This window comes from Psychrobacter sp. T6-4 (genome assembly GCF_052258425.1).
Taxonomy (GTDB): domain Bacteria; phylum Pseudomonadota; class Gammaproteobacteria; order Pseudomonadales; family Moraxellaceae; genus Psychrobacter.
The window spans coordinates 1-23,945 of the sequence record NZ_JBQQEZ010000004.1 but is presented as its reverse complement, the minus strand read 5'-3'; the positions used below and the strand labels follow the sequence as shown (position 1 = coordinate 23,945).

Annotated in this window: 24 protein-coding genes; 9 read left to right on the top strand and 15 right to left on the bottom strand. The window is 43.6% G+C overall.

The window, feature by feature from the left end; all coding sequences use genetic code 11:
• Positions 1 to 23 precede the first annotated feature (23 nt).
• Positions 24 to 467, bottom strand: coding sequence for a hypothetical protein (locus ACTXGE_RS03925; RefSeq protein WP_443541986.1), 444 nt, complete (start codon positions 465 to 467; stop codon positions 24 to 26).
• A gap of 24 nt (positions 468 to 491) precedes the next feature.
• Positions 492 to 1,763 (bottom strand): chymotrypsin family serine protease, encoded by a 1,272-nt coding sequence (locus ACTXGE_RS03920; protein WP_443560275.1) that lies wholly within the window; start codon positions 1,761 to 1,763, stop codon positions 492 to 494.
• Between the two features lie 386 nt (positions 1,764 to 2,149).
• On the opposite strand from ACTXGE_RS03920, the gene ACTXGE_RS03915 reads away from it, so the two are divergent.
• Both ACTXGE_RS03915 and ACTXGE_RS03910 read left to right on the top strand, forming a co-directional pair.
• On the top strand, positions 2,150 to 2,530 hold the full coding sequence (locus tag ACTXGE_RS03915; protein WP_317198604.1) for a hypothetical protein: 381 nt from the start codon (positions 2,150 to 2,152) through the stop codon (positions 2,528 to 2,530).
• Between the two features lie 74 nt (positions 2,531 to 2,604).
• A complete protein-coding gene (locus ACTXGE_RS03910; RefSeq protein ID WP_435949314.1) occupies positions 2,605 to 2,973 on the top strand; it encodes a hypothetical protein in 369 nt (122 codons plus the stop codon).
• Between the two features lie 112 nt (positions 2,974 to 3,085).
• Here the strand turns inward: ACTXGE_RS03910 and ACTXGE_RS03905 are convergent, their stop codons facing one another.
• The 3 genes from ACTXGE_RS03905 to ACTXGE_RS03895 all read right to left on the bottom strand — a co-directional run bounded on the left by ACTXGE_RS03905 (position 3,086) and on the right by ACTXGE_RS03895 (position 4,596).
• Positions 3,086 to 3,475: a hypothetical protein gene (locus tag ACTXGE_RS03905; protein WP_443541982.1), complete on the bottom strand. Its 390-nt coding sequence runs from the start codon at positions 3,473 to 3,475 to the stop codon at positions 3,086 to 3,088.
• Between the two features lie 72 nt (positions 3,476 to 3,547).
• Positions 3,548 to 3,937, bottom strand: coding sequence for a DUF6122 family protein (locus ACTXGE_RS03900; protein ID WP_443560277.1), 390 nt, complete (start codon positions 3,935 to 3,937; stop codon positions 3,548 to 3,550).
• 143 nt (positions 3,938 to 4,080) lie between these two features.
• Entirely contained in the window at positions 4,081 to 4,596 is a 516-nt protein-coding gene (locus ACTXGE_RS03895) for a hypothetical protein (RefSeq protein ID WP_443541980.1), read from the bottom strand.
• A 267-nt stretch (positions 4,597 to 4,863) separates the two neighbouring features.
• Here ACTXGE_RS03895 and recJ point away from each other — a divergent pair, with 267 nt between their 5' ends.
• Positions 4,864 to 6,708, top strand: coding sequence for a single-stranded-DNA-specific exonuclease RecJ (recJ, locus tag ACTXGE_RS03890; protein ID WP_443541978.1), 1,845 nt, complete (start codon positions 4,864 to 4,866; stop codon positions 6,706 to 6,708).
• A gap of 73 nt (positions 6,709 to 6,781) precedes the next feature.
• On the opposite strand, the gene ACTXGE_RS03885 is transcribed toward recJ, so the two are convergent.
• From ACTXGE_RS03885 to ACTXGE_RS03860, 6 genes are all read right to left on the bottom strand, one after another.
• The gene (locus tag ACTXGE_RS03885; RefSeq protein ID WP_435949309.1) at positions 6,782 to 7,444 is read right to left on the bottom strand and encodes a trimeric intracellular cation channel family protein; all 663 of its coding nucleotides are present in this window, start codon (positions 7,442 to 7,444) and stop codon (positions 6,782 to 6,784) included.
• A 48-nt stretch (positions 7,445 to 7,492) separates the two neighbouring features.
• Positions 7,493 to 8,128: a trimeric intracellular cation channel family protein gene (locus tag ACTXGE_RS03880; RefSeq protein WP_435949307.1), complete on the bottom strand. Its 636-nt coding sequence runs from the start codon at positions 8,126 to 8,128 to the stop codon at positions 7,493 to 7,495.
• Positions 8,129 to 8,229: 101 nt separating this feature from the next.
• The gene (locus tag ACTXGE_RS03875; protein WP_435949306.1) at positions 8,230 to 9,396 is read right to left on the bottom strand and encodes a multidrug resistance efflux transporter family protein; all 1,167 of its coding nucleotides are present in this window, start codon (positions 9,394 to 9,396) and stop codon (positions 8,230 to 8,232) included.
• A gap of 54 nt (positions 9,397 to 9,450) precedes the next feature.
• Positions 9,451 to 10,182: a 7-carboxy-7-deazaguanine synthase QueE gene (gene queE / locus ACTXGE_RS03870; RefSeq protein ID WP_443541975.1), complete on the bottom strand. Its 732-nt coding sequence runs from the start codon at positions 10,180 to 10,182 to the stop codon at positions 9,451 to 9,453.
• A 159-nt stretch (positions 10,183 to 10,341) separates the two neighbouring features.
• Positions 10,342 to 11,163, bottom strand: a complete 822-nt coding sequence (gene dapD, locus ACTXGE_RS03865; protein WP_443541973.1) for a 2,3,4,5-tetrahydropyridine-2,6-dicarboxylate N-succinyltransferase — start codon at positions 11,161 to 11,163, stop codon at positions 10,342 to 10,344.
• 112 nt (positions 11,164 to 11,275) lie between these two features.
• Positions 11,276 to 12,217 carry an alpha/beta fold hydrolase gene (locus ACTXGE_RS03860; protein WP_443541971.1) on the bottom strand — a complete coding sequence of 314 codons (942 nt, stop codon included), beginning with the start codon at positions 12,215 to 12,217 and terminating at the stop codon, positions 11,276 to 11,278.
• Between the two features lie 353 nt (positions 12,218 to 12,570).
• On the opposite strand from ACTXGE_RS03860, the gene ACTXGE_RS03855 reads away from it, so the two are divergent.
• The 5 genes from ACTXGE_RS03855 to ACTXGE_RS03835 all read left to right on the top strand — a co-directional run bounded on the left by ACTXGE_RS03855 (position 12,571) and on the right by ACTXGE_RS03835 (position 17,395).
• Positions 12,571 to 13,734: an FAD-dependent oxidoreductase gene (locus ACTXGE_RS03855; protein ID WP_443541969.1), complete on the top strand. Its 1,164-nt coding sequence runs from the start codon at positions 12,571 to 12,573 to the stop codon at positions 13,732 to 13,734.
• A 420-nt stretch (positions 13,735 to 14,154) separates the two neighbouring features.
• Positions 14,155 to 15,132, top strand: a complete 978-nt coding sequence (gene arsS / locus ACTXGE_RS03850; RefSeq protein ID WP_443541967.1) for an arsenosugar biosynthesis radical SAM (seleno)protein ArsS — start codon at positions 14,155 to 14,157, stop codon at positions 15,130 to 15,132.
• Between the two features lie 77 nt (positions 15,133 to 15,209).
• Positions 15,210 to 16,031: a DUF547 domain-containing protein gene (locus tag ACTXGE_RS03845; protein WP_443541965.1), complete on the top strand. Its 822-nt coding sequence runs from the start codon at positions 15,210 to 15,212 to the stop codon at positions 16,029 to 16,031.
• 9 nt (positions 16,032 to 16,040) lie between these two features.
• Entirely contained in the window at positions 16,041 to 16,751 is a 711-nt protein-coding gene (locus tag ACTXGE_RS03840) for a TIGR04283 family arsenosugar biosynthesis glycosyltransferase (RefSeq protein WP_443541963.1), read from the top strand.
• 17 nt (positions 16,752 to 16,768) lie between these two features.
• Positions 16,769 to 17,395 (top strand): TIGR04282 family arsenosugar biosynthesis glycosyltransferase, encoded by a 627-nt coding sequence (locus tag ACTXGE_RS03835; RefSeq protein WP_443541961.1) that lies wholly within the window; start codon positions 16,769 to 16,771, stop codon positions 17,393 to 17,395.
• Between the two features lie 226 nt (positions 17,396 to 17,621).
• Here ACTXGE_RS03835 and mtnP read toward each other — a convergent pair whose 3' ends face one another.
• From mtnP to ACTXGE_RS03815, 4 genes are all read right to left on the bottom strand, one after another.
• Complete coding sequence (gene mtnP, locus ACTXGE_RS03830; protein WP_443541959.1) at positions 17,622 to 18,515, bottom strand: S-methyl-5'-thioadenosine phosphorylase; 894 nt, start codon at positions 18,513 to 18,515, stop codon at positions 17,622 to 17,624.
• A gap of 81 nt (positions 18,516 to 18,596) precedes the next feature.
• Positions 18,597 to 19,070, bottom strand: coding sequence for a GFA family protein (locus tag ACTXGE_RS03825; protein ID WP_443541957.1), 474 nt, complete (start codon positions 19,068 to 19,070; stop codon positions 18,597 to 18,599).
• A gap of 163 nt (positions 19,071 to 19,233) precedes the next feature.
• Positions 19,234 to 20,277 carry a lipoyl synthase gene (lipA, locus tag ACTXGE_RS03820; protein ID WP_443541955.1) on the bottom strand — a complete coding sequence of 348 codons (1,044 nt, stop codon included), beginning with the start codon at positions 20,275 to 20,277 and terminating at the stop codon, positions 19,234 to 19,236.
• A 117-nt stretch (positions 20,278 to 20,394) separates the two neighbouring features.
• Positions 20,395 to 20,817 carry a carboxymuconolactone decarboxylase family protein gene (locus ACTXGE_RS03815; protein ID WP_443541953.1) on the bottom strand — a complete coding sequence of 141 codons (423 nt, stop codon included), beginning with the start codon at positions 20,815 to 20,817 and terminating at the stop codon, positions 20,395 to 20,397.
• 373 nt (positions 20,818 to 21,190) lie between these two features.
• Here ACTXGE_RS03815 and acnB point away from each other — a divergent pair, with 373 nt between their 5' ends.
• Positions 21,191 to 23,794 (top strand): bifunctional aconitate hydratase 2/2-methylisocitrate dehydratase, encoded by a 2,604-nt coding sequence (gene acnB, locus ACTXGE_RS03810; RefSeq protein WP_443541952.1) that lies wholly within the window; start codon positions 21,191 to 21,193, stop codon positions 23,792 to 23,794.
• Positions 23,795 to 23,945: the final 151 nt, after the last annotated feature.

Below are 23,945 nucleotides of genomic sequence, written 5' to 3'. Positions count from 1 at the left end.
GCACCCTGTGCCCAAACCTGTGTTTATTTATCTACACTGAAAAAATAAATGATGTTTTCTTGTATGCATCTATTTAAAGGTTTGGTAACGAAAAAAGAAGCTTCATCAGACTTTAATATTTCTCCTACAGTGCCACCGCCCTCTATTATATCTCCAATTTGAAAGACTTTACCATCTACAGTTAACGCATGATTATTTAAATCGAAGGTTGTAGTGCCATGTTCAAATATCGGGTTCATTATATAAGTACCATTATAAGCCAGTAGACAGCCATCTTGATACAATAATGTTGCAGATGTTGCAGAAGCTATTACAGGTATTTGAGGATCTCGAGGAGGATAGCTAAAAAATAAACCAGCTCCTAGTTCAGTTTCGCTATAAGCACTAGGTACACTCGTGGTTTGGTAGCCTGTGGTCAATAATGTTGAAGCAAATAACACCACTATAACGTATATTGTTTTAGTCATTGGGCAATATCCTTTTACTAAATCTTAATATGGAGTAGTTAATAACTGAGCACCCGTATAATGAACAAACCTTAGAGGTGAGTACATTAGAGCAGCATTGCCGCTATTGCTTACTACGCATGAACTTGCTATTCCATATGGCACAGAGCCATAAACTGGTCCCCCACTATCTCCTACTAAACAATTCAGTCCCTTACGTTCAATCCTAACAAAAGTATTGCCACAAGGTAAAGATGATGCGCATCCTTTATTGGCGCCACCAGATGCCGAATTATTAAAATTCGCATAGGCAACATCTATTACATTGCCACAAGAAGTCCCCGTTGTCCGACCGTAATGACATAAATATGTGTCAACTTGGGCGCTTCTATAGGGATAAGCTTCTTCTGTATAGCTACTGATATCTGGATAATAGTATGGCAACGCTTTTACTGTTTTATCATTTGTCTCAAAAAATGCAAGATCATGATATTTACCAGAATCAGGATTTGTATCGTATCCTGTCAAGGTTAGCTGGTGTATCTCATTATTTCGACCGACATAACGTGATTTTGTGCCAAGTTCCTTATTGAGCGTTCCACAATGGGCAGCTGCGATGACGCCAGCTACACCATTCTTTGTGGCTGGAAAGCCAGCTGTACACATAGGCTTGTTCGGATAAGAAGAGCTAACTGGTGATGTCTCCAAGAATCCCCCACCGATAAGGCTTGTTGTTTTGACAGGACCATCATCGAATACTATCTCTGTTTCCATTCCTGATAATTTACTTAATTGCTGGTTGTTCAACCAAGACTGTTTTTTTGAATCATCAGGTTCATACACATAAATGGAGATTATATCTTTTCTTGGGTTATAACCTAAACCTTGTATACCTTCGATACTTCTCATTAATCTTGAACTTTGATTTTGCAAAATATTTTCAATTGACTTAAAGTTTCTAGGAGAATTGGCAACAACATCTATAGGTAGCTTATATCTTGCTGAAAGTTGATTAGATAAGGCTAGAACATCTTTTTCTAATCGTCCTTTCTTAGAGGTGCGAACTACAAGTTTGAATTCGTTACCCTCGTTATCAAAATATATTCCTGCAATGTCATCTCCAAATTTTCCTTTTATTAGGCGGATAATTTCTTCTTGATCAGCCATGATTTTTAATCTGTAAGTCGCCTCCTGTATCGTAACATTATAGCTTTTAGAGTATTCAACAGCAGCCTTCTCAATGAAAGTATCATTTGCATTAACATTGAATGAAAAAGTAGAAAATGTGAGAAGTAATAAGATAGAGTATTTATACATATTTTCTTTACATTTGTTTGGTCATTTAATTGTAAATTTAATAATACATGAATAATTTTCTAAAATAAATTATTTCCTTACTATTTGTTCAAATCAAATGACTATATGGAATTTAAGATAAATTGTAAGTTTAAAATAATACGAAAATTCTACTGGGATTTTTAAGTTTGAAAATGGCCATATAGAGATGCTTAGTCGAATTTTAAATGGGCTATTTTTAAGGGTTTACTAGCTTATATAGAATTTATTCCTTACCAACCATAAACGTACCTTTACACATCACATCTTAAAATTTTTCAGTTTCTCTTATAGGCTTAATAAGTACCTTTTAGAGCTACTTAAGCTTATTAAATTTATAAATTTTAACCCATAAGGATATAACTATAATGGACGTTACATCGTTATTCAAAAAGGGAGTAGAAAAACAACTACTTGATGTAGATGATTATATTTTTACGCCTGAGCGCATTGATATGGTGGTAGATGAGGGCAACCTGAACTGTGTGCTTAATAGCGATGGTTCAGTCAATATTTTTTATAGCAAAGAAGGTATCACTGACGTGAGAGCTGCTGCACGCAAGCATCCTTTTACCGATTTTGATACCGAGCTCCATCATGGTATTTATGACGATGTCATCGAAGATTTGATCGATGGTGTCAATGAGATTATCAATAGTCATTCTAAGTACTTTCGCATGAATAAAGTGTTACCTATGACTGCCGCTTTAGGTGACACTGACTTGATAAGCGAGAACGACAAGTACTAATAAGTAAGTACTAGATTTTAATGAATAGTTATCAAACCAGTTAAGAGATTTTAGTAGTCATTTGGAGCATTATTATGGATGTCGCAGCACTGTTTAAAAAAGGCGTAGAAAAAGAATTACTAGATGTTGATGATTACATCTTTATACCTGAACGTATGGATATCGTCGTCGATGAAGGCGATCTGGTTTGCGTATTAAATAGCGATGGTAGTGTCAATATATTCTATACCAAAGAGGGCATTACTGACGTAAGAGCGGCTGCGCGTAAGCATCCTTTTACCGCTTTTGATACTGAATTGCATCATGGTATTTATGATGATGTTATCGAAGATTTGGTTGAGGGCGTTAATGATATTATTAATACCAGCTCAAAGTACTTTCGGCGCAGTAGAGTATTACCCGTTGCTATGCAGCCTGAACCAATAACTCAAAATCATATCTAAACTTTACTGGCGCAATCTCAGTCATATTACCTAAAAAGCACCCCATACGCTAAATTGACGTATAGGGTGCTTTTTTAGTTTTGTATATTTTAATAGTATCTTGACTAGCGGCTTATGGCGTAACGATACTGCCATAGCAGCTTTGTAGTGACTTTGCGACCACTCGTGCGACTAGCTGCGTGCGGTAGCTTGCATCAATAGCGGCATTACCTAGCTCAACGATAGTTACTTGCTGCGGGGCTTGTTCGCTAACGCAGCCACATACTCGAGATTTGACCGCTTCTTCTTGAGCCTCGGTCATAGCGGCACTCGCAATCTGCCACGTCTTTTGACTCTCGATTTGACTGCGGCACTGATTGTCGATAGCGGCTTTGAATACGTTCATGCCGATCTCATTAGCTGCTCCTATAGCGTCACCTGAATTGTTGGTTCCACCCGTTGTGGTACAGCCTGCAAGTGCAAAAGCTGTAAGCATCGTAGCTGACAGTAATAGTTTTTTCATAACAGTATCCTTTAGGTATTAATAAATAAGCACTAGCGCATAATAACTGATCTTATGACTAAAAGTGCGGCTCTAATACTTAAAAACATCGCTTATCTTTATTACTAAATCAACAGTAGATGCATTATTTAGACATTCAGGACACTTTAAGTAGGTGAGCACGCAGTCATTTAAATCAGTTATCATATGTAGTATGAGTCCGAGTCCAATTATCCTAAAAGGTCTACTCATGAATAACATCGCCAAGTAGACGATCATAGCGTAGTAAGTATGGAGAGGATGAAAGTTGATACTACAGCGATTAGGCGAAAATATTGGCGTGGCTAGTAAATGGTCTAAATCAACGAGCATAGTAGCAAGCAAAATTAAATAGACGCGTTTGTAGTCTTTACGGAAGAATACGTAAGCTATGGGTAGCGGCAGACCAAAATGCAAAAAGTAATGGATAAGCGTCTGATTCATTGCTTTTGGGTTCAAATAGACATGAGCGCTCAGTATAGCGCTAATTAGTAATCAATTGCCGCTCGCAACAAACAAAAAACCAGCTAAGACATAAGGTCCAAGCTGGTTTTGACAGATAATAAGATAGTTGTACTTAGTAGTCTCTAGACATTTTTACTATGCTGCTTTGACTGAATGTCTTTTGCTAACTTATAGCACTCATCGACATGATCGGTAGCGATTTTTTTGAAAATAGTATAGCCCATAGTCGCGGCAACCAATTGACCACCTAATGGAATAAACTTGGTAACTTGCTTAGCAGCAATTCGACCACCAAAACCCTGAATGGTCTTTTTAACGATACCACGCGTAGCCATAAGACCTGCAAAGTCTACTGTACGATCTTTTAGGGCTTTCCAATGAATCTCACGCGACTCAAGATCAACTGCTGACTGACGGCCTTCAATGAGACCAAAACGTTCGCTAATCTCTGGAATGAGCTGAGTGAGCATACCTGCATCAACAGCTACGTCAAAAAAAGGCACTGGTATGACTGCCACGCCAGCTGAATATTTAGCGCGTTTTTTGACCAATTTATAGCAGTCTTTTTTGATTTGTTCTAAATCTAAATTTGGGTCAATGGTATTAGGAAGTTTTTCAGGTTTTGGCGTCGTTTTCATAAAATATCCTTTTAAGTTACACAATTATTAATACATATATAGAAGTAATTTGCTGCCTAACAGTGTAGTCAATTATGAGCGTTATACCATTATAGCTTTGTAGCGAAATGCAGAATATTGGCTTAAGATTGCACAGTTTTTGTAAATACAATGACCTATTTTAGGTCTATCTCATTTACGGTAATACCAATTAGTTAAAGTCACAGCACTAGAGCGATATCTATAATTATCATTGTGACCCTTTATAAAAGCCAGTAGAATACGCTCATGCTAAATTTAACTCCCCGTTATACGGGTACTCGCATCGACGAGCTACCCGCCGCACTGCAGCCACTTGCTGCTCACTCTTTTACTCTAGCCAGACTATACGCAGGTCGCGGTATCACTGCGCCTGATGAGCTAGAGACTGGCCTTTCGGGTCTACTGCCAGCAGAGCATTTGCATGGTGTTAGTCAAGCCGTTCGTCTCTTAGATAAAGCTATTGATGAGGGTTTACGCATCCTTATCGTTGGCGACTTTGATTGTGATGGCGCAACCAGTACCGCGCTTATGGTGCGGGCGCTGAGCGCTATGGGCGCGGTCGTTGATTTTATCGTGCCTGATCGCTTCAAGTACGGTTATGGGCTGACGCCTGAGATTGTCGAGTTGGGTATTCAGACGTATCATCCTGATATGATTGTGACCGTTGATAACGGCATCTCTAGTCATGAAGGCGTGGCGCGCGCGCAAGCTGACGGTATCATCGTTATCATAACCGATCATCATCTAACCACCAAGACCGTGCCGCCTGCTGAAGCTGTGGTCAATCCTAATCAGATAGATTGTAACTTTGCTAGTAAAGCACTTGTCGGCGTCGGCGTAGCGTTCTATGTCCTAGGACGCTTGGCGAAATTGCGCCGCGCGGCAGGCAAGTCTACTGTGCAAGTCAGTCAATATTTAGATCTAGTCGCGCTTGGCACTATCGCTGATGTCGGCGTACTCGATAAAAACAATCGCACGCTCGTACATCATGGGCTTACTGCGATTCGCCAAGGGCGCTGTAGCCTTGGAATATTGGCGCTTCTTGAACAAGCAGGGCGCGATCCCAAGCAGATGCAAGCGCAGGACTTTGGTTTTGTATTAGGGCCACGTATCAATGCCGCCGGTCGCATGGATAACATGCGTATCGGTATTGACTGCCTGCTGACTGAGGATTGGAGTACCGCGCAGCGCTTGGCTCATGAGCTTGAACAGCTCAATCGCACGCGCCGTCAAGTCGAAGGCGAGATGCGCGCGCAAGCGGATACTATCGTGCAAACCTTGATTACCGACAATGGCGATGATGAGGCAGTAGATGATAATGATGACGATACCATCTGCCGTGATCGCACACATAAAGAGAGTGCTCGCAACACAGAAACCAATGACGGTGCAAAAACTAAGGCGAGCCGTAGTATCATTTTATATAAAGATGACTGGCATCAAGGCGTTATCGGTATCGTCGCAGGGCGGCTAAAAGAGAGCCATTACCGTCCTAGCATCGTCTTTGCGCCCGCCAATACAGAACGTACGGGTGATGATGATCCTATTAAAGGTTCAGCGCGCTCTATTGCTGGCGTGCATATCCGTGATGCTATTGAGCAAGTAGCTGAGCAGCATCCTAATCTGATTAGCCATTTTGGCGGGCATGCCATGGCGGCAGGTTTGACTCTAAAACGACGCAATTTTGAAGGCTTTGTCAATGCTTTTGATGCGGTCATGGCACAATTAGAGGATGAGGTATTTGCTGAGCAAAAATTTACCGATGGGCCTTTGCAGGCTTGCGACTTTAGCTTAGGATTCGCTGAGCATTTAGCCAATGCCAGTATTTGGGGTCATGGCTTTGCGCCGCCGATATTCGACGGTGTCTTTGAGGTGCTTAGTTTTAAGATACTAAAAGATAAGCACCTAAAGCTATCTCTGCGTTATCCTGATGTGCAATATCCTATTGAGGCGATTTATTTTAACTTCGATAACGAGGTGTGGGATTACCGCGCGCAAAAAGTGCACCTGCTGTTTCAGTTGGATATTAATGAATGGAACTCTAAGCAAAGCTTGCAGTTGATGGTTAGAGATTTGGCTATAGTGGCATAGCTTGTCAAAATACAGCTACACTTATCAAACCAATACACATAAAAGCGTCAACGTCATGCGAAGTTGGCGCTTTTTAGTATCGCCACTCAAGCGTTGGAAATTGCCAATCAAAGCGAATCGCTAGCATTCGTAGCGTAAAGATAGTCGCCATCGTAACGATATCAGTGATCCAATCGCTAAACCCTAAGTTACGCAGCGCAAAATAGAGCATACCGCCTGTTAAAGCGGCGGAGATATAAATCTCTTGCTGCAACACCAGCGGAATCTCATTGCAGATCATATCGCGGATGATACCGCCGACGATGATCGTGATGACGCCGAGCAGTAGCGCTACAGGGACATTGGCGCCCATGCTATCCGCGACCTTGATACCGATTAAGGTAAAGGCAGATAGACCAATAGTGTCAGAGAGTTTGAGGAACTTATCGACTCGTACGGAGTTTGGGTGAAAGAAAATCTGCATAACCAGTGATGAGATAGTAATGACGGTCAAGTAGCTCATATCGACCATCCAAAACAGCGGGTGACGATCTAAGATAACATCGCGTACTGTACCGCCGCCGATTGCCGTGACGATAGAGACTAGCAAACAGCCAAAGACATCGAAATTTTTGTGCTTAGCCAGTATCGTCCCTGAAATACTACAAGCGACGATACCGATCATATCGAATAAATACAGCAAAGAGCGCGGATCAAAAGTGGTTATCACTGCCGTGTCTAGGGCAATAGTTAGCATGAGCGACTCTCATTTTTAATCATTTTAATATGCAAAGCGTTTTACTTGTCACTTGACCAAGCGGATAGAAGGTAGATGCCAGTCGAACTTTAAGGCAAACATACGTACCCCAAAGATAACCAGAAGCATAATAAATTCGTTAATACCCGCGCTGATCCCTAGGTACTGAAGGCACAGATAAGTCACTGAACCTATGACGCTGGCGGTAATATAAATCTCACGCTGCAATACCAGCGGTATCTCATTACAGATAATATCACGTAGCAACCCGCCAAGAATCGCTGTCCATACGCCCATCATTACTGCAATAAAGGGTGATGCGTCCATGTTTAACGCCACCTTAAACCCAATCACGCTAAAAGCGGCCAGACCAATAGCATCAAAGAGTTTGAGAGCATTATCGATCTTGTGATACAAATGAAAAAATATCTGCAAAATAAGGGAGGTCATGGTAATCACAATGACATAGGTCAAATCCGTCATCCAAAACAGCGGATGTCGATCCAATGCCATATCTCTTAAAGTACCGCCGCCGATAGCGTTGACCATCGACACCAAGATACAGCCAGCAATATCAAAACCCTTGTGCTGCGCCAGTAAAGTTCCAGCAATGGCGCAGGCAATGACCCCAACCATATCTAACAAATACAATAAAATATCGGGGAAAATTAAATCATTAACCATAGTGATATTGCCAGTTGTTGACGTGTGGAGTATTAAAAATAAGAGTGCATACCATGTTTCAAATCAAGGGTTTACGCTAAAAACTTTGACAATGCAGGGCGCTAACCATCCTTTGCAAATAATATCAGCCCAACAACAATCAATCCGATACCTACTAATCCCATCACTGATGGCAGCGCATTACCTAGCAGCAAGATACCACCTATCAAGGCAAATATCACTTCGCTTGCCTGCGTTGAGTCGACGCCAGCCACTTCGCTGGAGGTCACGGCTTGATCACGAGCATACAAAAATATAGTCGTTGCCGCGACCCCTGCCAATAAAGCCACTAATAGAGTATTAAACAGCTGCGAGGTATCGGGTAATTTGGGACGCACTATAATGCCTAAAGCGAGCCAAAATGGCAAACTCCCAAGCGTCATCAGCCATACTTTATTAAAGGCGTTTTGTAGAAGCGTAGTCTCAATCGTTGGAATACGAGCAATTAAGCCTTGGAGCACAGTAGGATGCGCCGCGAGTGAGTGAGCACAAACATCCTCTGTAATCATATCTGCGCCTGATATGACATCATCAAAAGCAGGTCTAGCGGCTAACGTTGGTACTGTATCATCAGCACTACCTTGTTTCGCCTCGTCTTTTTTAACGTTGCTATTCTTAGCCTTGATGCTTTTGGCATTGATGCTCTTAGAATTAATGCTCTTAGAATTAAACGACACTTGCCAGACGAGCTGATTACCAATGGGATAACAAAAGGCGGCTAGGAGGGCAGGCAATGCGCCCAGCAGAAGCATCTCAGCCATATTGATATCTGATACGGTAGAAGCACGCAAACCTTCGCTGACATTGACCAGTACTACGCCGATAAACACCAGCAAGGCATAAATGATAAATTTCCTATCAAAGCGTTGACCAAAGGCGAGCAGCACCAATAAACTGGTCACAACTGTAAACATAAAGGTCGCAGCGACTACCCAGCCGGCGACGTGATCCGCGGCGTAGCAGATGCCAGTGTAAAAGACACCAAAACCGATACTGCCTGTGATACACCAAAAGCCCCAGTGCTCAATAAATAAAACGCCAAGCGCTTTAATACGTCCAAAACCAAATTGCAGAACAATAATGGAGGTGATAATGAGCCACATGAATACGTAGCGTAGGCTCGCTGACCAAAACCAATGACCACCAGCATCACTCATCAGCTCATTTAAGATGAAAGTTGAGCTAAAAAACGCGCCCGCCAATAAGCCTAGTAAAATCAGTTTGACCATCTCACATCCTTTACCTAAGCTTGTTTGTCTATACTCAGTTCAGTAATAGAAGCGCTATTTGCCTTTAGCATCCGCCCAAATAATCTTGTGCAGTTGCAACTGAAAGCGAACGGGTAAGGCATCAGCGAGCATCCACTCGGCAAGCTCGCGGGCGAGCACTGGCACCTCGGGGCTGAGGTCTTCATTGACATCGTCTGCAACATTAAACATCGGAGAGAACCAGACGGTACCGACCAATTCGTTAAGTTGATACTCAATGAGTTTGGTCTTTGCCCAGTCATAATCAGTGCGGTTCATAATCACAAACTTGATCTGATCATGCGCGGTTAAGTGGTTTAGGTTTGACCATAGATTCTTATCCACCTCGCCTGAGCTTGGGGTTTTAAGATCCATAACTTTGCTCACTGCTGTCGGTACGTCCTTGACACTCAATGCGCCCGCGGTCTCAAGTGATATCTCGTAGCCTTGACTCAATAAGCGCTTCATCAGCTCAATAGCATTGGGCTGCGCGAGCGGCTCACCACCTGTAAGACAAATACGGGTGCAAGGGTAGCTTTTGATCGTATCAATGATAGCCTCAAGCGACTGACGTACGCCTCCTGTAAACGCATATTCAGTATCACAGTAGACACATCTGAGCGGACAGCCCGTTAAGCGTACAAATATCGTCGGCAAGCCTGAGGTGATGGCTTCACCTTGCAAGGAATAAAAGATCTCAGTCAGGCGTAGACCGGCTTCGGGGTCAGTGACAGGTATCGATGAGTTGCGGAGTAGGGTCTCAGTCATAAGATTATCTAATGTGTTTAATGGTAAATTAAGAGAATTATAACGTAAGCGGCGCTATTAAAGGATGCTGTAAAACTAAAAAGAAGATGCTAAAGGTCGCCCTTCGCATCTTCTTTATGCTTAAGTAGTCGTCAGCGGCTACTACTTAAAGTGTCATGATTAATCTAAACGAAGCAGCTCATTAACTGCTGTTTTAGCACGAGTTTGCGCATCGACCTTTTTGACGATAATAGCAGCGTATAGACTATATTTGCCACACTCAGAAGGCAAGCTGCCTGGCACAACGACTGAGCCTGCTGGCACGCGACCACGATGAATCTCGCCCGTTTCACGATCATAAATCTTGGTGGATTGACCGATATAGACACCCATAGAGATGACCGCGCCTTCTTCTACAATGACGCCTTCAACGATCTCAGAGCGCGCGCCGATAAAGCAGTTATCTTCAATGATGGTCGGGTTGGCTTGTAGTGGCTCAAGCACGCCGCCGATACCTACGCCGCCTGATAGGTGGACGTTTTTACCGATTTGTGCGCAGGATCCAACCGTCGCCCATGTATCTACCATCGCACCTTGATCGACATAAGCGCCAATGTTGACGTATGACGGCATCAGTACCGCGCCTGCTGCGATATACGAGCCCTTGCGAGCGACTGCTGGTGGTACGACGCGTACGCCTGCTTCTTTAAACTGCTCCTCACTCCAATCAGCAAATTTGGTTGGGACTTTGTCATAGAACTGGATATGATCGCCCGCTGCTTGCACATAATTGTCGTTTAAGCGAAACGAGAGCAGTACTGCCTTTTTTGCCCACTGATTGACGACCCATTCGCCATCCTTTTTTTCAGCCACGCGCAAGCTGCCATTGTCTAATTGCTCAAGCACTTGCTCAATAGCATCGCGCACGTCCTGTGGCATGGTCGCTGGGCTGTACTCGTTACGGTTTTCAAAGGCTTGTTCGATAGTTTGTTGTAATGACATAAAAATCCCTAAAAATTAAATAAAAACGGCTTAGTAAATAAAATTTTGCCTGCTGTATTGTCGCCAATTTAGCAGCTTTTAGCAAATAAGTTCAGCATAAGCGCCTAAAACATTAGGCATCTGACGTATGACGCTCTATCCATGCCAAGATATCTTGATAAACGGTTTGGTTGTCTTGCTCATTTAATGGCTCATGGCGCATATTGGGGTAGAGTTGGATGTCTACTTGAGTAAATTTTTGCTTTTTTAGATGACGAACAACGTTATTGACGCCGCTACCCATATCGCCGATAGGATCGTTTTGACCACTGACAAATAGCATCGGAAAGTCTTTGCTAATAGTAGTCGCCCAAGTTTTGCGCAGACCAGTATCCATCAAGCTAAACAAGGTCAAAAAGCCATTATTGGTAAAGTCAAAACCAGTAAGCGGATCAGCTTCATACGCGGCGATATTGTCAGGATTTTCGCTAATCCAAGCAAAAGGCGAGGAGGATATGCGATTATTTAATTGACTATTAAGAACTTTGTTCATCACTTTTGCAAATATAGGGTTGGGCTTTTTCGGCGCCGCTTTTGCGAGTAGTTTGTTAATAGGTAGCAGAACTTTAGTCAAGGGGTTAGCGTCAGCAGTTCCCATAAGGATCGCCCCTGAAAAATCATGCGCGTGGTGCTTGAGTACATTACGGATGATAAATGAGCCCATCGAGTGACCCATAACGAAATGCGGTACCTCAGGATGACGCTCTTTTAGGTTATCTGCCATAACGATGACGTCTTTGAGTAGCGATTGAACCGGATGCTCCTCACCGAAAAACCCCAACTCATCTGGCGACTTGACCGTTTTGCCGTGACCAAGCTGATCGTAAGTGGCAACTGCAATACCCTGATCTGCCAAGAACTGCGCAAAGTCGCTATAGCGCGCGCTATGCTCACACATACCATGTACGATAAGCAGTGTTGCTGTGATTTTGGTACTATTATCGCTCGGCTCAAAAAAGGTGTGATGCAGATAATGGCTATTGTCCGATGAGGTGATTTGTCCAGTCGTACTCATAAAGATTCCTTGATAGATTGAGTGAATAATATAGTGTTCTTGTCAGCTTATTGTAGGTTGGAACTAGGCTTTGCATGATCATAATTAGCTTGAGCGCCTTTGATGGTTCTTACCACGAATGTTATCTGCTTTTGCGGTTAAAGGGTTGCTATCCAAAATGACTAAGTCGGCTAATACTAAGGTATAGGCGTATGCTAAAACTAATTTAACGACAAAGCTATGTGTGGTCAAACCTATTTATGTCGTTATCTTACAGTAGACTCACTCAGTAGCGCGCCTATTTATGCTTTACTAGCGCATCTATGAAGTAATTACTATCTATCATTGTTTATCGTAAAAGTGCTTTTATCATTATGAAAAAATTACCTATAAAAAAACTACTCTTAGCAGGAGGCGGTCATGCTCATATTGGTCTGCTACGCCGTTTGCGTACCAAACGCCCTGATCATTTAAATATAGCGATGATTAGCGAGCAGTCGCAAAGTCTGTATTCTGGCATGTTACCTGGCTGGATGGCAGGACATTATAGCCTGTCTGATATTAGTATCGATGTCTTATCTTTATGCAAGCAGGCAGGTGTCAACCTCATCAAGAGCGCGATTACCAGCGTAGATGCTGACGCGCAAAATGTGGGAACGGCTGATGAGGGTCATCACAGTTATGATGTGCTGTCACTCAATACAGGAGCGGATACTGATTTGAGCTGGCTTGTACGCGCCCAATTGCCTTTGAATCAAGACTCTTTTGATCAGATGCCTAAAGCCGACACCCCAAATAATAGTGTCATTCCTATACGGCCACTCCATCATTTTGTGCAAGCATGGGAGGACATCCTAGCAGACGCGCGGCAACGAAATCATTACCAATTGGCTATCGTTGGCGCAGGAGCGGCGGCGACCGAGATCGTTATGGCAGCAAAAGTTGCCCTACAAGCGATTAATCCCAATCATCAAGTCTATCTGATCTGCGGGCATGATTTGCTATCAGGGTTCGATACCAAATTCACTCAGCGCGTGATCAAGCAGCTTGAGCGTTTGGATATCCCAATCATTTATGAGCGCGCGCAAGATTACGTAGGCGGCGAACTCGTCATCGAAACCAAGTCTATGCCTATCAATAGCGTCATTGCCGCAACTGGCGTGATGGGAGCGGCGTGGACGCAGAGTACCACTCTTGAAACAGTGGATAAAGGCTTTATTGCTGTGAATTCAGTACAACAAAGCAGATCACATGCCAATGTGTTTGCGGTAGGTGATGTCGCCAGCCGTACCGATACGGATATGGCGCATTCGGGCGTACATGCAGTACATGGCGGCGCGATAGAGGCTGATAATCTAATGGCGTACTTAGCTGATGAGTCCCTAAAAACGTATAAACCGCGCTCGCGTACTTTGTATTTGCTATCCTGCGGCGACAAATACGCTATCGGTAGCTGGGGCAGTTATAGTCTACAAGGTCACTGGATTTGGTACGTCAAACGCTATATCGACAAGCGTTTTGTCGACTCATATAAATAAGATTCTATGAGGATGACACTAAAAAAATTGATTTATAAAACAATAGTTTATATATATCAATTATTAAGTTACACGGACTATCACCCTGCGTCACAATAGAAAAATTAAATAGTGTAATAATAAATGAGTTATCACTCAAAAATACTATTTATCTTTAAAGTTTTCATATATTCTGCTTGTATAGTCAATACGAAACAAAATGGATACGTTACTTAATAACGCCAAACTGGTATAAATTTTTCTGGCTTGCTGTGTCTACGCAGACAGAGGCTGTGAAAAATTCATCCCAGTCCCGCTGTATCATTTTTTATACTGAACTGACTATATGTGTAGAGAAAAAACATCTATAGATAAGATGTGCCACTCTATAATTAAAATATTTTAAAAATCACAACTGTCATCACTCAAAGGTCATACGCTATGAAATCAACTATTGAGCTGCTTGAACATACAGACTTTCCAGCAATCAAACGGCGTAAGCTTACGACACTACAAGTGAACATGGGCTATCTATGTAATATGTCTTGTGTGCACTGCCACGTGGCTGCAAGCCCTTATCGTACTGAGATGATGTCACGTGAGTTAGTTGAGCTGATATTAGAGGTTCTACAAGCACAAAATATGGACACGCTTGATCTCACAGGCGGCGCACCTGAGATGCATGACGACTTTAAATACTTAGTCGTCGAGGCTCGTAAGCTTGGCGTTAAAGTCATTGATCGCTGTAATTTGACGATCTTGATGGAAGAGGGTTATGAGGATATGGCGCAGTTCTTGGCGGATAATGACGTCGAAGTAGTCGCCTCACTGCCGTGCTATTCGCTTGAGAACGTCGATAAACAGCGCGGCAAAGGCGCGTTTGATGACAGTATTTTAGGGCTACATAAGCTTAATGCTTTAGGTTATGGACGGATGGATTCAGGTTTGACTTTGAACTTAGTTTATAATCCACAAGGCGCCACTTTGCCGCCCAATCAGCAGATGCTAGAGGCGGACTATAAACGTGAGCTCAAAGAACACTTCGATATCGAATTTAATCAATTGTTCGCCCTAACCAACATGCCCATTCAGCGCTTTGGCGCCGTCCTTCTTGCCAAAAACGAGTTCCATTCTTATATGGATCTACTCAAAGATAACTATGATGCGCAAAATCTCAAAGAGGTTATGTGTCGCTCGACCATTAGTGTTAATTGGCTCGGCGAGTTATTTGATTGTGACTTTAATCAACAGTTAGAGATGCCTGTACCCAATAAATCACGCCAGCATTTGCGCGACTTACTCACCCAAAATCCTACTGGTGACGATATCGCTATCGGTGATCATTGTTACGGCTGCACAGCAGGACAAGGTAGTAGTTGCGGCGGCGCTTTAGAAGACGAAAAGGTAAGTGCGGCTTAGAGCTGGTTCTAAGCACTTTTACTAAAATACTTATCACTACACTATTAGCTATTATTAGCACTAACGGAGCTCATCTCATGCTTATAACTAAAACTCCATTTTCTAAAGCTTTAACGATAAAAGCCATTATTGGCGCTAGCCTAGTGTTATCTGGCGCTGCTTATGCTGATTTTAACCATAGCAGCTGGGATAGCTTATTAAATAAAAACGTCACTATGACCAACGGGGGCAAAGCATCTGTCGTTAATTACAACGGCATGAAAGCTGACCAAAGCAAGCTTGATGGCTATTTGGCAGCAACGGCTAAGGTCAGTCAATCCGAATTTAACCGCTGGAGCAAGGATGAGCAATTGGCATTTTTGATTAATGTCTATAATGCGGGTACCGTAGATCTCGTGCTAACGAAATACCCTAATCTAAAATCTATCAAGGATATCGGCGGTATATTTGGCTCTCCTTGGAAACAAGACTTCGTCAACGTACTGGGTAAAAAGCGCTCGCTCGATGATATTGAGCACAATCTCATTCGTGGCTCTGGGCGCTATAATGAACCGCGTATACATTTTGCAGTCAACTGCGCAAGTATTGGCTGTCCTGCATTATTAGATGATGCCTACAAGGGCAGTAAACTCGATAAACAATTAGAGCAGGTCACCAGTAAATTTTTGGCCGATAGCAGTCGTAACCGTCTCAAGGGCAGCACACTTGAGGTCTCACCCATATTTAAGTGGTATAAAGAAGACTTTGAGAGCAATTGGCGCGGCACCAAAGATTTAGAAGGGTTTTTGGCGCGTTATAGCTCACCGCTCGGACTTAATAAATCACAAACTGCTGACTTAAAAAGTGGCAAGACCAAGATCAGTTATACCAATTATAATTGGAATCTAAATAAGAAGTAGTGAGATAGCATGTCCACGGTTTCCATTATCGTTCCTATACTCAATGAGGCAAATAATCTGCCTCACTTGTTTACTCATATCGCTAGGCTAAACCCATTACCGCAACAAATTATCTTGGTTGATGGCGGCTCACATGATGACTCTTTGGTATTGGCTCAAAAGTTTATTGCAGATTTAAAAAACGATAATCAATCAGGTATCGACTGGCAAGTGATTAAGTCACAAGCAGGTCGCGCGCGGCAGATGAACAAAGGCGCGTCCTTAGCGACAGGCGACATACTACTATTTTTGCATGCTGATACTAAGTTGCCGACTCAAGCTGTTACTGATATAACCACTGCTATCCAAGTTAAAGGATGGGGTCGTTTTGATGTACGTCTAGACAGTCCTGATTGGACGCTAAAGCTAGTCAGTAAAATGATTAACTATCGCTCGCGGTTGACTAGTATTGCCACTGGCGATCAAGCTATTTTTATTAAACGAGAGTTGTTTGAGCAAATTGGAGGCTATCCCAATCAAGCCTTGATGGAAGATGTCGAGATCAGCAAACGCTTAAAATCTATCGGCAAACCTGTTTGCTTAAAAAGCAAAGTCATTACCTCAGCACGGCGCTGGGAGCAGCACGGCACTTGGCGCACGATAGTTCTGATGTGGCAGCTGCGCTTTGATTATTGGCGCGGCGTATCCGCTGATAATATCTGGCAGCGGTATTACCAATAAAAGAATAAACGTTCACCATGAATCAAAAACGATCCACTTGTATTATTCTCTTTGCTAAGTTTCCCGCTCGCGGCATGGCAAAAACACGCTTGCAACCTGCGCTTGGAGTTGCAGGCGCGGCAATTATGGCGCGGCAATTGCTATTACATAGTATTAGTCAAGCGCTAGCAACGGGCTTTAGCGTTGAACTATGTGTCAGTCCACCTCCTAATGATCCGTGCTGGCAGACGCTAGGTTTGCCTGAGTCATTAATGTGGTCAGCACAAGTCGATGGTGATTTGGGAGAGCGTATGTATACGGCTAGTACGCAAGCTTTGGCAAAGTCTAAAAAGGTGTTGTTGATAGGAAGCGATTGTCCCAGTTTGACAGCGGCAGTGATTCAAGATGCCGCGCAGCAGTTAGACAACTCAAATAGCGTGATGATTCCAGCCTCAGATGGTGGATATGTGCTGTTTGGTTTTAAACAAGCTGATGCTAGCTTGTTTTCAAACATTGAATGGAGTACCGCAAGCGTTGCCTGTATTACCCAGCAGCGCATACGTGACTTAGGATGGTCACTTACAAAACTAGATACTTTGCATGATATCGATGAGCCAGAGGATTTACAGTATCTGCCTAAAGGTTGGCTTGATGGTTATAGGTAATTCAATATAAAAACGATGCAGCGAGATGAAAGTTTATTTTTTGCAGCATCGAGCGGCGTAGGCACAGCACGCAAGAAAAACAAATTTTGATTGAGCGACTTGATAGCTACATATCTAATTTATTTGGATTCGACTATATAAGCTAAATAACGATTAATTTCTGATGATTTGAAATGCAAAAGCCATCAAATAATTTGATGGCTTTTTTACGCAATAGCGATTGATACTATTTAGGCAATAGCGCGCTAATCTTTGCTTTTACCTCATTGCTCATAGCGTCCACCGGCGTCACTAGTGCTTGTGCTAGCGCATTATGAGCAATAGAGTCAGGCTGCTCGCTTGCGAGTAGGGTGACGGCCTCTTTGATAACTTGCTGCGCATTATCCGCGTTTTTCATCAGGTTCTGAATCGCATAATCGGCACTAACGTCTGCCTCAAAAGGATGCCAAGAGTCAAAATCGGTGACTAGCGCAAGCGTAGCATAAGCGATGCTAGCTTCACGCGCCAGCTTAGCTTCTGGCATGTTAGTCATGCCGATAATATCAGCGTTCATTTGGCGATACCACTGCGACTCAGCACGAGTAGAAAATTGCGGCCCTTCGATACAAACGTAAGTCGCTTTTGGATGACACTCACCCTCAGATATCTTTGCTATGTCATAAGCACGAGTCAAAATATCAGCAACTTTAACGCATAAAGGATCAGCCATCGAAACGTGAGCAACTGCGCCTGTACCAAAATAAGTACTAGCACGATGCTTAGTCATATCGATCATCTGATCAGGGACGACCATATCTAACGGTTTAAGAGTTTCTTGCAATGAGCCGACCGCTGATACTGAAATGATGTAGCGTACCCCTAAAGTCTTCAGCGCATAGATATTAGCGCGATAAGGCACTTTTGACGGTGTAAACTTATGCCCTTGACCATGACGTGTCAAAAAAGCAACGGTCACGCCATTTAATTCACCTAAGACAATATCATCGGATGGCTTGCCATAAGGCGTCGAGATGCTGACGCTACGCTGGTTAGTCAAGTCTGCCATTTGATATAGACCGCTGCCGCCAATGATAGCGATGTCAGCCGAGTGTTTTACAGTGTCTTCTTCTTTTGAAGTCATAGAACGTTTCCAGATGTTTAACAATAAGTATTTAACTAAAAAACTCAATAAGACAGATAACTAATTTTTGAACAGATACTGCTAGCGTTTAGTAACTCTCTGAAACACACCCTGAGCCAGTGCTTTAACAATCATCGTCTGACTTTGTGCAAAGCCTGTATACTTGGGTAAATCGTCTTCTATATCTTCTACTCGGCTATCATAGAATAGATGCATCGTCGGATCAAGCAGGGCATCGACATTAGGATAGTTGTCGGTTGGCACTAGCATAAGCGCGCCGCCCATCGCCTTCTCAACACTTGGTTTATGACAGCGTTTGCAAAGTCCACGGTTGATATTTGGCGGTAATTTCCAACGGCGAAAACGGGTTTTGTTAATATCTAATTCGCTAAGATCTGACTTAAATAAAACTGTCACATCATTGTAGGCTTTACCCGTATATTCTTGGCAAATGGTGCAATGACAGATAAAGCGGCCGATAGGAGCATGATTTATCGTATAAGTATTACTATAACAAGAGCAAGAGCCTTCTTGCGGTGTAAATGCTTGGCTCATAAGGTGATCCTTTTTCGGTAGGCAGTTTATTATTGCTTCAAAATATAACACTATTATGGCCTGTGAATGTAGCTGCTTTGCACAAAGGTGGTAAAAGCGCTTTGACAATAAAAAAAGAGACCTAAGTAGATCTCTTTTAATCACTAGCTTATCTGATTACTAGCTAGCAGCCCAATTTACCCTCAGCCTCAAGCGCCTTTTTGCTACGGATAGGTGCTGGACAATCCTCACCATAATATTGACGATCGGCAAAGTAGCTTGAGCGTACCATGGGACCGGCCCAAATACTAAAGAAGCCAATTTTTTTGCCATAGTCCATATAGCGTTGGAACTCGTCTGGATGCACATAACGATCGACTGGTGCATGGTTTTTACTTGGCTGCAAGTACTGACCAACCGTTATCATATCGACATCATGCGCCTTTAGATCATCGAGTAGCGCATAGACCTCTTCTTCTGTCTCACCAAGACCAACCATAAACCCGCACTTGGTAGCGATATCAGGGCGACGCTCTTTATACAACTTGAGCAAGTCTAGTGAATGCTGATAGTCAGAACCGGGACGGAAGGCTTTGTATAGACGGGGCACGGTTTCGATGTTGTGGTTAAAGACATCTGGCGGTGTTTGTGTCAACAAATCTAAAGCCACTTCCATGCGACCACGGAAATCTGGTACGAGTATTTCAATTAAGCAATTCGGGCTAAGCGCTCTTGATTCATTGAGCACTTCAACGAAATGCGCCGCGCCGCCATCTTTGAGATCATCACGATCGACAGAGGTAATGACCGCATATTTAAGACCTAGGCCTAAAATCGTCTCAGCGGTATGACGCGGCTCGTCTTTATCTAGCTCGTTCGGACGACCGTGTCCGACGTCGCAGAATGGGCAGCGACGGGTACAGATATCACCCATAATCATAAAGGTCGCCGTACCATCAGCGAAGCACTGGGGTAGGTTAGGGCAAGCAGCTTCTTCACAGACGGTATAAAGCTTTTGCTCGCGCAGTGTGGCTTTGATACGTGCCACCTCGCTAGGTGACGACATCTTAACCCGAATCCAATCTGGCTTTTTTTTGGCCTCGACTGTCGGGATTACTTTAATTGGGATACGGGCAACTTTATCGTAGCCACGCAATTTTTCGCCTTGCACCGCTTTTTTGGGTTTGGCTTTGGCAGCAGGGACATAACTTTGAACGGCATTTGTCATAATCAATGATCTCTTAACCCTTGATAGGATAAGGGTTTATGGAATTATCGGCATGCTTTGTAAGTGCCTTTATTATAGCAGATATTGCGCTCAGGTTTTATTATTCAACCCTTTACTCTATAGCTTGTTGTGGTTTAAATTATCGATATCTATGCCCAAATCGCTAAATACTTCAATAGCCGCGCGAAAGGCTTCTTGGGTGGCGGGCGCGCCGCAGTAAGGCAGACTGTGCATGAGCACTTCTTGAATCTCGGCAACACTTGCGCCGTTATTAATCGCGCCGCGGATATGACCTTTTAGCTCGTTTGGGCTCTTTTGTGCAATCAAAAAACCTATCGTAATGAGTGAGCGGTATTTGCGAGGTAGGACGGACTCATCTTGCCACGTTGTACCCCAAGCGTGCTCGACGATCCAGTCCTGTAGCGGCTGGGTAAAATCTGTCGCCGCTTCTAACGAGCGCTTTACATGCACTTCTCCCATGACTTCAGTACGTACTTTGAGACCATTGTTATAATTATCTGACTTATCTTTGTTGTTCATGATTTGTCCTATTGCAGCGGTAAAGTTTCGATTTGCTCTAGATGTCGAAGTAAACTTCTAAATATATAAGCGCTTAACTATTTAAAAACAGTATAACAAATAACTAAAATCTGTTTAATACAGGTTCAATTCGTTCAATGATGAGACCATTTTTATAATAAATGTTCAATATCGCTATCGTATGAGGTCTTTTGTTGGCTGAGCCATTAACTTTTTAGTCGTTTTAGGCTATATTAGCAGGAATAATTACTCCGCTTATTATTCAATAATATAGTCACTCAAAATCACCCTTATCCAAAATTGCACACGAATGCAGGCAGTCACACTGACTACCCACGCCGTGTGCTCACTCCAACTGACAAGGAAGACCTATATGTTAGAAGCTTATCGTAAACATGTCGCAGAGCGTGCTGAGCTAGGAACGGTACCACTACCGCTTAGCGAAAAACAAGTTGCTCAATTGGTAGAGATTCTAAAAAACCCACCAGCAGGCGAAGATGAGTTCCTAATGAACTTGCTAGAGAACCGTATCCCAGCTGGCGTTGACCAAGCGGCCTACGTAAAAGCTGCATTTTTAGCTGCTATCTTAAAAGGTGAAGCATCATCACCACTTATCAGTAAGCAAAAAGCCGTTGAAATCCTAGGTACTATGCAAGGTGGCTACAACGTACAGCCATTAGTTGCGGCACTAGATGATGAAGAGGTTGCTCAAGACGCGGCGACCGCGCTTAAGAAAACTTTACTCGTATTTGACGCGTTCAATGACGTCACTGAAAAAGCCGAAGCGGGTAATGACATTGCCAAAGAAGTCGTTCAGTCTTGGGCTGATGCCGAATGGTTCACGGGCCGTGCCGAGGTACCACAGAAATCGACTTACACAACGTTTAAAGTGACTGGCGAAACCAACACCGATGACTTGTCACCAGCGCAAGATGCGTGGAGCCGCCCTGACATTCCATTGCATTCATTAGCCATGCACAAAAACTCTCGCGACGGCATCACTGCTGACGAAGAGGGCGTTGTTGGCCCAATGAAGCAGATCGAAGAATTGAAGCAAAAAGGCCATCCACTCGCTTATGTTGGTGACGTCGTTGGTACGGGCTCTAGCCGTAAGTCTGCAACCAACTCGGTACTGTGGCTGATGGGTGAAGACATCCCGAACGTGCCAAACAAACGTGGTGGCGGCCTGGTATTAGGTAACAACATCGCTCCTATCTTCTTTAACACTATGGAAGATTCTGGCGCATTGCCAATCGAAAAAGTAGCAGTTGATAACCTAAACATGGGTGACGTGTTTGACATCTATCCGTACGAAGGCAAAATCACTAAACATGACTCTGACGAAGTATTGTCAACGTTCAAGCTAAATTCACCGACACTTCTTGATGAAGTTCGTGCTGGTGGCCGTATTCCATTAATCGTTGGTCGTGGCCTGACTAACCGTGCTCGTGAGTACATGGGTCTTGGTCATTCAGACGTATTCGCTAAGCCAGAAGAACCAGCCGATACTGGTAAAGGCTTCACGCTTGCACAAAAAATGGTTGGTAAAGCTTGTGGCCTGCAAGGCGTACGTCCAGGCATGTATTGTGAGCCGAAGATGACTACAGTTGGTAGTCAGGATACTACTGGTCCGATGACGCGTGATGAGCTAAAAGATTTGGCATGTCTGGGCTTCCAAGCAGACCTAGTCATGCAGTCATTCTGTCATACAGCGGCTTATCCAAAGCCAGTTGACGTTGAGACTCAGCACACACTACCGGATTTCATCATGAACCGCGGCGGCGTCAGCTTACGTCCGGGCGATGGTATCATTCATAGCTGGTTGAACCGTATGCTACTTCCAGATACCGTTGGTACTGGTGGTGACTCGCATACTCGTTTCCCAATGGGTATCTCGTTCCCAGCCGGTTCTGGTCTGGTTGCATTTGCTGCCGCGACTGGTGTGATGCCACTCGATATGCCTGAATCTGTCCGTGTTCGTTTCGTCGGTGAGCGTCAGCCTGGTATCACTCTACGTGACTTAGTTCATGCGATTCCTTATCAAGCGATTAAAGAAGGTTACTTGACTGTCGATAAGAAAGGCAAAATCAACGAGTTTAACGGTCGTATTCTTGAAATCGAAGGCTTAGAAGACCTAACGGCTGAGCAAGCGTTTGAGCTATCTGATGCCTCAGCTGAGCGTAGCGCTGCTGGTTGTACTATCACCTTGTCTGAAGAGTCAGTGACTGAGTACCTGAACTCAAACATCACGCTACTTAAGTGGATGATTAGTGAGGGCTATGGCGATGCGCGTACTATCAGCCGTCGTATCGAGCAAATGCAAGAGTGGTTGGCGAACCCAAGCCTCATGCGTGCTGACGAAGATGCAGAATACGCTATCGATATGACTATTGATATGAGCACGATTAAAGAGCCGATTCTTTGCTGCCCGAACGATCCAGACGATGCAAAAACCTTGGCTGACGTTGCTGGTGATACCATTGATGAAGTATTCATTGGTTCATGCATGACCAACATCGGTCATTTCCGCGCTGCGGGTAAACTGCTACAAGACGTACCAGCAGGTAGCCTCAAAACTCGTCTATGGATTGCGCCACCTACTAAGATGGATGCACGTCAATTGATGGAAGAAGGGTATTACAACATTTACGCTCAAGCGGGCGCTCGTACTGAAATGCCTGGCTGTTCATTATGTATGGGTAACCAAGCACGTATCGCACCGAACTCTACTGCGGTATCGACTTCTACCCGTAACTTCCCGAACCGTCTAGGTCAAGGCGCTGATGTATACCTAGCCTCTGCAGAGCTTGCTGCAGTGGCCGCGGTACTTGGTAAATTGCCAACTAACGATGAGTACCAGCAATACGCTGGCATGCTCAACAGTATGGGCGAGGAAGTGTATCAGTACATGAACTTCGACCGTATGGAAGAGTACACTGAAGAAGCGGATAAAATTAATGTTGCTCAGTTGACTTAATATTTGCTCTAAAATATTTTTATAAAGAAAAACCCCGTATCTAAGTGTGAACTGACCCCCATAAGTTGGACACCACTTTTGGGGGTTATTTTATGCGTTACGATCTAGACTTTAAGATCAAAGTCATAGCATACTACGGAGAAGGACATAC